This window comes from Leifsonia sp. EB34, assembly GCF_041260585.1.
GTDB lineage: Bacteria > Actinomycetota > Actinomycetes > Actinomycetales > Microbacteriaceae > Leifsonia.
The window spans coordinates 1,468,079-1,480,605 of record NZ_JBGCCV010000001.1 but is presented as its reverse complement, the minus strand read 5'-3'; the positions used below and the strand labels follow the sequence as shown (position 1 = coordinate 1,480,605).

Sequence of the window (12,527 nt, the reverse complement as noted above, 5' to 3'; positions counted from 1 at the left end):
CGGTCTGAAAGTCGATGCATGAGATTCCTTTGGATTAGAAACAGAATGTCAGTAGATATTCGAAACTAGTCAAGACAAACTCGCGGGAGACGAGATATTTCCTCTCTGACCCCGCACTATGTTTCCAGTCGCTTGCGACTTGGAGCTAAACATTTACGGAGAGTTTGATCCTGGCTCAGGACGAACGCTGGCGGCGTGCTTAACACATGCAAGTCGAACGATGAACCTGGAGCTTGCTCTAGGGGATTAGTGGCGAACGGGTGAGTAACACGTGAGTAACCTGCCCTTGACTCTGGGATAACCTCCGGAAACGGAAGCTAATACCGGATATGACGCACGGAGGCATCTCCTGTGCGTGGAAAGAACTTCGGTCAAGGATGGACTCGCGGCCTATCAGGTAGTTGGTGAGGTAACGGCCCACCAAGCCTACGACGGGTAGCCGGCCTGAGAGGGTGACCGGCCACACTGGGACTGAGACACGGCCCAGACTCCTACGGGAGGCAGCAGTGGGGAATATTGCACAATGGGCGCAAGCCTGATGCAGCAACGCCGCGTGAGGGACGACGGCCTTCGGGTTGTAAACCTCTTTTAGTAGGGAAGAAGCGAAAGTGACGGTACCTGCAGAAAAAGCACCGGCTAACTACGTGCCAGCAGCCGCGGTAATACGTAGGGTGCGAGCGTTGTCCGGAATTATTGGGCGTAAAGAGCTCGTAGGCGGTCTGTCGCGTCTGCTGTGAAAACCCGAGGCTCAACCTCGGGCCTGCAGTGGGTACGGGCAGACTAGAGTGCGGTAGGGGAGAATGGAATTCCTGGTGTAGCGGTGGAATGCGCAGATATCAGGAGGAACACCGATGGCGAAGGCAGTTCTCTGGGCCGTAACTGACGCTGAGGAGCGAAAGCGTGGGGAGCGAACAGGATTAGATACCCTGGTAGTCCACGCCGTAAACGTTGGGCGCTAGATGTGGGGACCATTCCACGGTTTCCGTGTCGCAGCTAACGCATTAAGCGCCCCGCCTGGGGAGTACGGCCGCAAGGCTAAAACTCAAAGGAATTGACGGGGGCCCGCACAAGCGGCGGAGCATGCGGATTAATTCGATGCAACGCGAAGAACCTTACCAAGGCTTGACATATACGAGAACGGGCCAGAAATGGTCAACTCTTTGGACACTCGTAAACAGGTGGTGCATGGTTGTCGTCAGCTCGTGTCGTGAGATGTTGGGTTAAGTCCCGCAACGAGCGCAACCCTCGTTCTATGTTGCCAGCGCGTAATGGCGGGAACTCATAGGAGACTGCCGGGGTCAACTCGGAGGAAGGTGGGGATGACGTCAAATCATCATGCCCCTTATGTCTTGGGCTTCACGCATGCTACAATGGCCGGTACAAAGGGCTGCAATACCGTAAGGTGGAGCGAATCCCAAAAAGCCGGTCTCAGTTCGGATTGAGGTCTGCAACTCGACCTCATGAAGTCGGAGTCGCTAGTAATCGCAGATCAGCAACGCTGCGGTGAATACGTTCCCGGGCCTTGTACACACCGCCCGTCAAGTCATGAAAGTCGGTAACACCCGAAGCCAGTGGCCCAACCCTTGTGGAGGGAGCTGTCGAAGGTGGGATCGGTGATTAGGACTAAGTCGTAACAAGGTAGCCGTACCGGAAGGTGCGGCTGGATCACCTCCTTTCTAAGGAGCATCTGGCACCCTCGGGTGTCCAGGCGCCGGATCTGAGACAGTACTTATCACTTCGGTAAGACTGGGTCTCAGCCGGTTAGCTCATGGGTGGAACATTGACATTGGTGCGGAGCCGAACGGCTCGAACTCAGTACATCCTTCGGGATAGGAACGGTTCGGACTTGGAAGCCCCGCACATGCACGCTGTTGGGTCCTGAGGGACCGGACCTCATCCACTCGGATGAGAACCGAATCCTCTGGACCTTTTCTGGTCGGCCATAACTGGGCCGGCGGAGAAGGTACCGCCCGTACTTTGAGAACTACACAGTGGACGCGAGCATCTTAGATTCGAACCTTCGGGTTCGAGTCACAAAGATGATCACAGTACTTATGTACTGATAGATCATTGGTCAATCTGCGTCAGAGTCTGCTTCGGCAGATGAGACGTCGATCGATTCTAAAACTCATGTGATTTCAAATTTCTAAGAGCAAACGGTGGATGCCTTGGCATCTGGAGCCGAAGAAGGACGTAGTAATCTGCGATAAGCCTCGGGGAGCTGATAAACGAGCTTTGATCCGAGGATCTCCGAATGGGGAAACCCCGCTGGGCCCGTAAGGTGACCCAGTGACTCCCGCCTGAATATATAGGGCGGGTAGAGGGAACGTGGGGAAGTGAAACATCTCAGTACCCACAGGAAGAGAAAGCAAAAGCGATTCCGTTAGTAGTGGCGAGCGAAACCGGAAGAGGCTAAACCGATCATGTGTGATAGCCGGCAGGCGTTGCATGGTCGGGGTTGCGGGACTTTTCAGCAGCTTCTGCCGAACTGCAAGCGTTACAGAGGATCATAGGCGAATGGTATTGAAAGGCCAGTCATAGAGGGTGCCAACCCCGTAGCCGAAATGGTCCAATGGCGCGAAGAGTATCCCAAGTAGCACGGGGCCCGAGAAATCCCGTGTGAATCTGTCAGGACCACCTGATAAGCCTAAATACTCCCAGATGACCGATAGCGGACAAGTACCGTGAGGGAAAGGTGAAAAGTACCCCGGGAGGGGAGTGAAATAGTACCTGAAACCGTTTGCTTACAAACCGTTGGAGCCTCCTTGTAGGGGTGACAGCGTGCCTTTTGAAGAATGAGCCTGCGAGTTAGCGATATGTGGCGAGGTTAACCCGTGAGGGGTAGCCGTAGCGAAAGCGAGTCTGAATAGGGCGATTCAGTCGCATGTCCTAGACCCGAAGCGAAGTGATCTATCCATGGCCAGGTTGAAGCGACGGTAAGACGTCGTGGAGGACCGAACCCACTTAGGTTGAAAACTGAGGGGATGAGCTGTGGATAGGGGTGAAAGGCCAATCAAACTTCGTGATAGCTGGTTCTCTCCGAAATGCATTTAGGTGCAGCGTTGCGTGTTTCTTGCCGGAGGTAGAGCTACTGGATGGCCGATGGGCCCCAAAAGGTTACTGACGTCAGCCAAACTCCGAATGCCGGTAAGTGAGAGCGCAGCAGTGAGACGGTGGGGGATAAGCTTCATCGTCGAGAGGGAAACAACCCAGACCACCAACTAAGGTCCCTAAGCGCGTGCTAAGTGGGAAAGGATGTGGAGTTGCACAGACAACCAGGAGGTTGGCTTAGAAGCAGCCACCCTTGAAAGAGTGCGTAATAGCTCACTGGTCAAGTGATTCCGCGCCGACAATGTAACGGGGCTCAAGCACGCCACCGAAGTTGTGGCATTGACATTATTGGTAGGCCTTCGTGGTCCAGCCGTGTTGATGGGTAGGAGAGCGTCGTGTGGCGAGTGAAGCGGCGGTGTAAACCAGCCGTGGACGCCACACGAGTGAGAATGCAGGCATGAGTAGCGAAAGACGGGTGAGAAACCCGTCCTCCGAAAGACCAAGGGTTCCAGGGCCAGGCTAATCCGCCCTGGGTAAGTCGGGACCTAAGGCGAGGCCGACAGGCGTAGTCGATGGACAACGGGTTGATATTCCCGTACCGGCGAAGAACCGCCCAAGCTAATCCAGTGGTGCTAAGAGTCCTAATCCTGGACACGGATCCCTTCGGGGTGAAGGTCCGGGCCTAACGCTCGACCCCATGCTGGTGCGGCTAGCGTATTAACAGGTGTGACGCAGGAAGGTAGCCCAGCCGGGCGATGGTTGTCCCGGTGTAAGTGTGTAAGCCGAGAGATAGGCAAATCCGTCTCTCACATAGGCCCAGGCACGATGCGTAGTCTTCATTGACGAAATGGGTGATCCTATGCTGCCGAGAAAAGCATCGACGCGAGGTTCCAGCCGCCCGTACCCCAAACCGACTCAGGTGGTCAGGTAGAGAATACTAAGGAGATCGAGAGAATCGTGGTTAAGGAACTCGGCAAAATGCCCCCGTAACTTCGGGAGAAGGGGGGCCTGAGGCGTGAACGGACTTGCTCCGGGAGCGTTTGAAGGCCGCAGAGACCAGTGGGAAGCGACTGTTTACTAAAAACACAGGTCCGTGCCAAGTCGCAAGACGATGTATACGGACTGACGCCTGCCCGGTGCTGGAAGGTTAAGAGGAAGGGTTAGCTTCGGCGAAGCTCAGAATTTAAGCCCCAGTAAACGGCGGTGGTAACTATAACCATCCTAAGGTAGCGAAATTCCTTGTCGGGTAAGTTCCGACCTGCACGAATGGCGTAACGACTTCCCAGCTGTCTCAACCGCGAACTCGGCGAAATTGCACTACGAGTAAAGATGCTCGTTACGCGCAGCAGGACGGAAAGACCCCGTGACCTTTACTACAGCTTGGTATTGGTGTTCGGTGTGGCTTGTGTAGGATAGGTGGGAGACTTTGAAGCGGACACGCCAGTGTTCGTGGAGTCAATGTTGAAATACCACTCTGGTCACTCTGGATATCTAACTTAGAACCGTAATCCGGTTCAGGGACAGTGCCTGGTGGGTAGTTTAACTGGGGCGGTTGCCTCCCAAAAAGTAACGGAGGCGCCCAAAGGTTCCCTCAACCTGGTTGGCAATCAGGTGTCGAGTGTAAGTGCACAAGGGAGCTTGACTGTGAGACTGACAAGTCGAGCAGGGACGAAAGTCGGGACTAGTGATCCGGCAGTGGCTTGTGGAAGCGCTGTCGCTCAACGGATAAAAGGTACCTCGGGGATAACAGGCTGATCTTGCCCAAGAGTCCATATCGACGGCATGGTTTGGCACCTCGATGTCGGCTCGTCGCATCCTGGGGCTGGAGTAGGTCCCAAGGGTTGGGCTGTTCGCCCATTAAAGCGGTACGCGAGCTGGGTTTAGAACGTCGTGAGACAGTTCGGTCCCTATCCGCTGCGCGCGTAGGAAATTTGAGAGGATCTGACCCTAGTACGAGAGGACCGGGTTGGACGAACCTCTGGTGTGCCAGTTGTTCCGCCAGGAGCACCGCTGGTTAGCTACGTTCGGGATGGATAACCGCTGAAAGCATCTAAGCGGGAAGCCGGCCTCAAGATGAGATTTCCATGCCTTCGGGCGAGAGGCTCCCAGCTAGACTACTGGGTTGATAGGCCGGATGTGGAAGTGGGGACTAAAGACCCATGGAGCTGACCGGTACTAATAAGCCGATAATTTGATAATCACTACTCTCATGTCGTTGTAAGGCTGGCATGAGGGGAAAGAGATTGCCCGCGTCCACTATGTGGTTCTCGATGTACGGTCGAGAACTGATTCAAGCTAAAGCTTGATCGTTCACTTTGATACATCAATAGTGTTTCGGCGGCCATAGCGAGAGGGAAACGCCCGGTTACATTCCGAACCCGGAAGCTAAGACTCTCTGCGCCGATGATACTGCAGGGGGGACCCTGTGGGAGAGTAGGACACCGCCGGACTTCTTTGTGAGATGGCCACCCAGTGATGGGTGGCCATTTCGCGTTAACGGACATTTTCGCGCGGGCGGGTCCCGACGCGATCCACGCACATAAGCTGGGCGGAAACCCGGCACCCGACAGGAGAAGTCGTGAGCGATACACCGGCAGACGACGACAGGACGTCCGCCTCGAGCGGCAGCGACCGCGGTCGAGGCTCCGGTCGCCCACGCGACAGCGCCGGCCGGGACGGCGAACGCTCCGGTGGCGCTCCGCGACGCGACTCCGGTCAGGGCTACGGACGACCGAACGGCGGCGAGGGCGCGGACCGCAGGGGCGGTTCCGGCGGCTTCTCGCGCAGCGGCGGCCCGAGCCGGCCGCGCGACGGCCAGTGGAGTCGCGACGGGCAGCGCGGTGGAGCTCAGTCCCGAGACGCGCAGAGACGCGATGTTCAGGGACGCGATGGATTTGGTCGCGGCGGACAGAGCCGCGACGGCCAGGGCCGCGACGGCCAGGGCCGCGACGGCCAGAGCCGCGGCGGACAGAGCCGCGACGGCCAGAGCCGCACTGGGCAGAGCCGCGACGGATATGGTCGAGGCGGCCAGGGCGGTGGCGCTCAGTGGAGTCGCGACGGCCAGAGCCATGGTGGTCCGAACCGCGATCGGCAGAACCGTGACAGTCAGGACCGCGATCGCCAGGGCCGCGAGGGTTCGTGGAATCGCGATGGTCAGCGCCGCGACGGCCAGGGCGGTGGCGGTCAGTGGAATCGCGACGGACGGGGCCACGATGGTCAGCGCCGCGACAGCCAGCCTCGTGACGGTCAGTGGAATCGTGACGGACAGGGCGGTCGCGGTCAGTGGGGCCGTGACGGGCAGGGTCACGACGGTCAGCGTCGCGAGGGTTCGTGGAATCGTGATGGTCAGCGTCGTGACGGGCAAGGCGGTGGCGCTCAGCGCGGTCGCGACGGCCAGGGTCGCGACGGTTCATGGGGCCGTGATGGTCAGCGCCGTGATGGCCAGGGCGGTGGCGCCCAGCACAGCCGTGACGGCCAGGGGCGTGACGGTCAGCGACGCGAGGGATCGTGGAATCGTGACGGTCAGCGCCGTGATGGCCAGGCCAGTGGTGGCCAGCGCAACCATGGCGGACAGGACCGCGGACCTCAGGGCGCTCGCGGGCAGGGCCGTGACGGCCAATGGAATCGCGATGGTCAGCACCGCGACGGTCAGCAGGGTCGCGGCGGCCAGCGCGGCGGTTCGTGGGACGCGACGCGTTCGCGTGACGGGGCCGGATCGCGGGGCTTCGCCGGCGGCCGCGACGGCGCTGGTTCCCGGAGCGGACAGGGCGCGCAGGGTGGCCGCCCCGGTCGTCCGGCCGGCACCGGCGGATCGAGAGGCTACGGCCGCTCGGACGACACTCTCTGGACGAGGGACGGTCGACCCGCGCGCGGTGATCGCGACGCCCGGGACCGCGAGTACGAGCTCGATGCCGAGGCGGAGCTCGCTCGGGAACTGCGGTCGGTGCGTCCGCGGCACGACGACCCCGACCTCCCCGCGGATGTCGAGGCGCGGGAACTGCCGAAGGAAGCGCGCGTCGAGCTCAAGACGCTGAGCAAGGACAACGCCGACTGGGTTGCGCAGCACCTGGTCATGGCCGGGCGCCTGATCGACAGCGATCCGGAGCTCGCACACCTTCATGCCCTCTCGGCTGCGCGCCGCGCCGGACGCATCGGTGTCGTGCGCGAGACGCTCGCCATCACCGCGTACGCGACCGGCGACTTCGCGCTCGCGCTGCGCGAGCTCCGCACCTACCGCAGGATCACGGGTTCCAACGACCAGATCGCACTGATGGTGGACAGTGAGCGCGGAGTCGGCCGGCCCGACCGTGCGCTCGAGCTGGGACGGTCGATCGACCGCAGCGCGCTGCCGTCCGACGTCCAGGTCGCACTGGCCATCGCCATGTCCGGCGCGCGGCTCGACCTCGGCCAGGAGGAGGCTGCCCTGGCCGAGCTGGAGATCCCGCAGCTCGACCCGGACCGGGCCTTCAGCTGGAGCCCGGACCTGTTCCATGCCTACGCCGAAGTCCTCGAAGCCCTGGGCCGCGACGCGGAATCCGCGTCCTGGCGCGAGCGCGCCGAACGGGCCGAGCTCGCGCTCGAGGAGGCCAGCGCCGACGCCGAACTCGAAACGGTCCATATCATCGAGGAGGAGTTCGAGCTCGCCGTCGCGATGGATGAGTACGAGACGCCCGATGAGGGCGACGCGGGGGATGGGTTCGTCGACGACCAGCTCGCGACTGCAGAGGATGCGGTCGGCGATGAGTGGGTTGACGAGGCTGTCCCGGGCGCAGGTGCGACCGATGAGGCCGATGTGGATGAGGCCGTTCTGCACGAGGCCGCTTCGGATGAGGCCATTGCGCACGAGGCCGCTTCGGACGAGACCGTCGAGGACGAGATCGCGTCGGATGCGGTCGGCGTGGATGATGCTGCTGCGGGCGAGCTTGCGACGGACGAGGCCGACAGCACCGCCGCCGTCGGCGACCAGGCAGCCGTTGACGAGACCGTCGGTGACCAGGCTGCTCCTGAGGTGGCAGGTGACGTGGCAGGCCACGACGAGTCTGCGGCGGACGAGTCTGCGGCTGACGAGTCTGCGGCCGATGAGTCTGCAGCCGACGAGGCCGCACCCGCCACGACCGCACACCACGCGACAACGGAGGACGAGCCGCACAATGGCGCTGTTTCGACGGACGAGTGACGCTGTGACGCCGCTGAGCGGTGTCGATCTGGTGCTGGCCGACCTCGACGGGGTCGTCTACACCGGGTCGAACGCCATCCCGCACGCCGTCGAAAGCCTGAACGGCGTGGCTGAAACCATCAAGGTTGGTTACATCACCAACAACGCCTCCCGGACCGACGCGTCGGTGGCGGCGCACCTGAGCGAGCTCGGCCTCCATGTCGAGCCGCGGGATGTCGTGACATCGCCTCAGGCCGCCGTCCGGTTGCTGAGCCGGCACGTTCCGGCCGGCTCCACGATCCTCGTCGTCGGTGGCGACGGGCTGGTCGACGAAGTTCAGAAGGGCGGCTTCTCCGTCACGCGTTCGGCCGACGACGAACCCGCCGCGGTCATCCAGGGCTTCTCGCCCGACATCGGCTGGGCGCAGCTCGCGGAGGCCTCCTTCGCTCTGCAGGGACGCTCCGACAGCGAGCGGCCGTGGATCGCGACGAACACGGACTGGACCATCCCGGTCGAGCGCGGCATCGCGCCCGGCAACGGGACGCTCGTCTCGGCAGTCCACACCGCCGCCGGCCGGCTCCCGCTCGTCGCGGGGAAACCGGAGGTGGCGATCTTCGAGGAGGCCGTCGCGCGGTTCCAGGCGACGAAGCCGCTGTTCATCGGTGACCGGCTCGACACCGACATCCTCGGCGCCAACCGTGCGGGGATCGACTCTGTGCTCGTGCTCACCGGGATCGACCGCGCCAAGCAGCTCCTCGCGGCGGACGCCGAGTCGCGGCCGACCTACATCCTGGGCGACCTGCGCGGCCTGGGCGAGCCCTACCCGGAGGCGAAGACGGCGAAGAACGGCGCGGTGACGGTCGGCAGATCGACCGTGAGCGTGGAGGGCAACGACGTCCGCATCCTCAGCGAGGGCGACGACGAGCTCGACCTGCTGCGGGCGGCGTGCCGCGCGATCTGGGACTCCGGACGCGCGATCTACGGCCTCGAGGTGCCGGAGCGGCTGTACGGCTGAGCCGCGTCAGAGCGCGGCCGCGTGCTCCACGATCCGGTAGCACCGGCGTACGCGGTCGAGCCACCAGTCCCGGCGATCGTCCGGCGCGGCGAGGCTGTCGAGCTGCGCGGTCGACACCTGCGGGCGGGCGACCGGGATCGCGCCGCCCACCGGGACGAGCGGAGCCTCCGCGACGTCGTGCTCGAACATGGCGACGGTTCCGAGACCGCAGTCGAACTCCAGGTCGGGCACCGCAGCGGCGAGGTGCGCGCCCATCGCGATGCCGACCGAGGTGTCGATCGCGCTGGAGACGACGACCGGGAGGCCGGCCTCCGCCACGATCCGCAGCGCCGAATGGATGCCGCCGAGCGGCTGGGCCTTGATGACCAGCAGGTCCGCGGCGCCGGCGCGCGCGACCGCCAGCGGGTCGCTCGCCTTGCGGACGCTCTCGTCGGCGGCGATCGGGATGTCCAGGTAGCGCGTGCGCCGACGGATCTCGGCGAGCTCCTCCACGGTCGCGCAGGGCTGCTCGACGTACTCGAGGTCGAAGGGCGCGAGAGCATGGATGGCGTGCTCGGCCTCGTCCACATTCCACAGCGCGTTCGCGTCGACACGGATGCGGCCCTCCGGACCGAGGTAGGCGCGGACCGCTCGGACTCGGGCGACGTCGTCGGCGAGGGTCTGGCCGGGCTCCGCGACCTTCACCTTGGCGGTTCGGGCTCCCGGATAACGGTCGAGAACGGCGGGGACGTCCGCCGCCGCGACGGCCGGGACGGTGGCGTTGACGGGGATGGTGTCGCGTAGCGTTGCGGGGGCGGCGCGCCAGCCGAAGTCGATCGCGGCGTGCAGCCAGGCGGCGGACTCCTGGTCGTCGTACTCGACGAAGGGGGAGAACTCGGTCCAGCCCTGCGGTCCCTCGAAGAGGACGGCCTCCCGGGCCGTGATGCCGCGGAACCGGGAGCGCATCGGGAGACGCACGACGCGCGCTGTCCCTAACAGGTCGGTGAGTTCGGGCAGCATTCCACCAGTTTGGCACGCGACCCGCCGCGGTATTGCGCCCGACCGTAGGCTGGTGGCATGGCTTCGGCAGTATCAGACCTCTTCGACCCCGCGGTGTGGACGGACGTCCCCGGTTTCGGGGAGCTCAGCGACATCACGTACCACCACGACGCGAGCGGGCGCATCGCGCGCATCGCGTTCGACCGGCCGGAGGTACGCAACGCTTTCCGCCCGCACACGGTCGACGAACTGTACGCGGCGTTGGACGACGCGCGGACGAACTCGAAGATCGGCGTCGTGCTGCTGACCGGCAACGGGCCGAGCCCGAAGGACGGCGGCTGGGCGTTCTGCTCGGGAGGCGACCAGCGCATCCGCGGCCGCGACGGGTACAAGTACGCCGACGGCGAGACGGCGTCGGGCATCGACGCGGCGCGTAGCGGCCGGTTGCACATCCTCGAGGTGCAGCGGTTGATCCGGTTCATGCCCAAAGTCGTCATCGCCGTCGTGCCCGGGTGGGCAGCGGGTGGCGGCCACTCGCTGCACGTGGTGTGCGACCTCTCCATCGCGAGCGCGGAGCACGGCAGGTTCAAGCAGACCGACGCTGACGTAGGCTCGTTCGACGCCGGCTACGGGAGCGCGTACTTCGCGCGGCAGGTCGGGCAGAAATTCGGTCGCGAGGTGTTCTTCCTGGCCCGCGAGTACTCGGCGCAGCGCGCCTACGAGATGGGCGCGGTGAACGCGGTCGTGCCGCACGCCGAACTCGAGGCGACGGCTCTCGACTGGGCGCGGGAGATCCTGACGAAGTCGCCGACGGCGATCCGGATGCTCAAGTTCGCCTTCAACGCCGTGGATGACGGGATGGTCGGGCAGCAGGTGTTCGCGGGGGAGGCGACGCGGCTGGCGTACGGGACCGACGAGGCGGTGGAGGGGCGCGACGCGTTCCTCGAGAAGCGGGAGCCGGACTGGTCGCCGTTCCCGTGGCAGTACTGAGCGGACGCGGGTGAGCGTCGGTGGTGCGGGTGGAATCAGTGGTGAGGGCGAGGTGACGCGACCGTACCGGGTGGTCGACGCTCGCCGCACGGGGGAGGTCTTCGCGGCGTTGCGGGAGGCGCTGTCGGAGGGCGGAGCGGCGGTCGTCCCGCGGAACGTGGGCTCGGACGGAGCGCGTGCGGGCGGCGCCGGGACGGGCGGGCCTGGCAGGAGCGGACCCGGGACGAGCGGACCCGGGACGAGCGGACCCGGGACGGGTGGGCCCGGCGCGTGGCCCAGCGAGGGGGAGCGGGCTCCGCAGAACGTCGCGCTCGTCATCGAGACCTCCGGCTCGACGGGGGTTCCCAAGCGGGTCGCCCTCTCGGTGGACGCGCTCCTGGCCAGTGCGGCCGCCTCCGCCGGTGCGATGGGCGGTCAGGGGCAGTGGTTGCTCGCCCTCCCCGCGCACTATGTGGCCGGCGCGCAGGTGCTCGTCCGATCGCTGGCGGCGGGGACCGAGCCTGTCGTCTACGGCGAGGGGCACTTCGATCCGGTGCGGTTCGCGGCCTTGGCCGACGAGCTGACCCATGACCTCCGCTACACATCGCTCGTCCCGGTGCAGCTCGCGCGGCTGGTCGACGCGGCCGAAGGCGGCGCCCGCGAGGTCGCGGCCGCCGTGCGCCGGTTCGACGGCATCCTCGTCGGCGGGCAGGCTCTCGACCGCGGGCTGCGCGAGCGGGCCGAGGCGCTGGGGGCACGGCTGCTGACGACCTACGGGTCGAGTGAGACGGCGGGCGGCTGCGTGTACGACGGGGTGCCGATCGGCCCGACCGTCGTCCGGGAGGTGGACGGCCTGCTGGAGATCAGCGGTCCGACGCTCGCGGAGGGGTACCTCGGCGATCCCGAGCGCACGGCAGCGGTGTTCCACGAGGAGGACGGCGTCCGCTGGTACCGCACGGGCGACCTCGGCGAGGTGCGCGACGGGCGGGTGGCCGTGCACGGGCGGTCGGACAACGTCATCATCTCGGGCGGCGAGAAGGTGCTGCTGGACTCGGTCGAGCGCCTCGTGCGCTCACGGCCCGGGCTCCGGGACGCGGTCGTCGTCGCCGTGGACGACGCGCGGTGGGGGCAGGTGCCGGTGGTCGTCGCAACCGCCACCGACGATGCCGCCGCGACCGACCTCCCCGGACTTCGCGGCATGGTCGCCGGGGTGCTCGGGCGGGCGGCCGCGCCCGACCGGATCGTGACCGTCGCCGAGCTTCCGCACCTCAGCAGCGGGAAGCCCGACCGGGTCGCGGCCGCGCGTCTCGCGCGTGGCGACGTTGCCGGACCGTCGCAGGCATAGCGGTTGTTGTTACG

The 12,527-nt window shown here is 64.5% G+C and carries 6 protein-coding genes and 3 rRNA genes; 7 read left to right on the top strand and 2 right to left on the bottom strand.

From position 1 onward, the window contains the following. Window positions 1-152: 152 nt before the first annotated feature. The 3 genes from ABIA36_RS07100 (at window position 153) to rrf (ending at window position 5,501) form a co-directional block, all read left to right on the top strand. A 16S ribosomal RNA gene (locus tag ABIA36_RS07100) occupies window positions 153-1,676 on the top strand. Window positions 1,677-2,136: 460 nt separating this feature from the next. After that, window positions 2,137-5,250 (top strand): 23S ribosomal RNA (locus tag ABIA36_RS07095). Window positions 5,251-5,384: 134 nt separating this feature from the next. Beyond that, window positions 5,385-5,501: ribosomal RNA gene (rrf, locus tag ABIA36_RS07090) — 5S ribosomal RNA — on the top strand. Together the 16S, 23S and 5S rRNA genes form the textbook arrangement of a ribosomal RNA operon. Before the next feature lie 959 nt (window positions 5,502-6,460). On the opposite strand, the gene ABIA36_RS07085 is transcribed toward rrf, so the two are convergent. Further along, window positions 6,461-7,009 (bottom strand): hypothetical protein, encoded by a 549-nt coding sequence (locus ABIA36_RS07085; RefSeq protein WP_369961578.1) that lies wholly within the window; start codon window positions 7,007-7,009, stop codon window positions 6,461-6,463. On the opposite strand from ABIA36_RS07085, the gene ABIA36_RS07080 reads away from it, so the two are divergent. Next, complete coding sequence (locus tag ABIA36_RS07080; protein WP_369961577.1) at window positions 6,995-8,227, top strand: hypothetical protein; 1,233 nt, start codon at window positions 6,995-6,997, stop codon at window positions 8,225-8,227. The genes ABIA36_RS07085 and ABIA36_RS07080 overlap by 15 nt on opposite strands. Next, the gene (locus ABIA36_RS07075) at window positions 8,202-9,221 is read left to right on the top strand and encodes an HAD-IIA family hydrolase (RefSeq protein WP_369961576.1); all 1,020 of its coding nucleotides are present in this window, start codon (window positions 8,202-8,204) and stop codon (window positions 9,219-9,221) included. Before ABIA36_RS07080 ends, ABIA36_RS07075 begins: the two co-directional genes overlap by 26 nt. A 6-nt stretch (window positions 9,222-9,227) precedes the next feature. Here ABIA36_RS07075 and ABIA36_RS07070 read toward each other — a convergent pair whose 3' ends face one another. Then, window positions 9,228-10,220 (bottom strand): o-succinylbenzoate synthase, encoded by a 993-nt coding sequence (locus ABIA36_RS07070; RefSeq protein WP_369961575.1) that lies wholly within the window; start codon window positions 10,218-10,220, stop codon window positions 9,228-9,230. 57 nt (window positions 10,221-10,277) lie between these two features. Here ABIA36_RS07070 and ABIA36_RS07065 point away from each other — a divergent pair, with 57 nt between their 5' ends. Next, window positions 10,278-11,189, top strand: coding sequence for a 1,4-dihydroxy-2-naphthoyl-CoA synthase (locus ABIA36_RS07065; RefSeq protein WP_369961574.1), 912 nt, complete (start codon window positions 10,278-10,280; stop codon window positions 11,187-11,189). 52 nt (window positions 11,190-11,241) lie between these two features. Beyond that, window positions 11,242-12,513: an AMP-binding protein gene (locus ABIA36_RS07060; protein WP_369961573.1), complete on the top strand. Its 1,272-nt coding sequence runs from the start codon at window positions 11,242-11,244 to the stop codon at window positions 12,511-12,513. Window positions 12,514-12,527 lie beyond the last annotated feature (14 nt).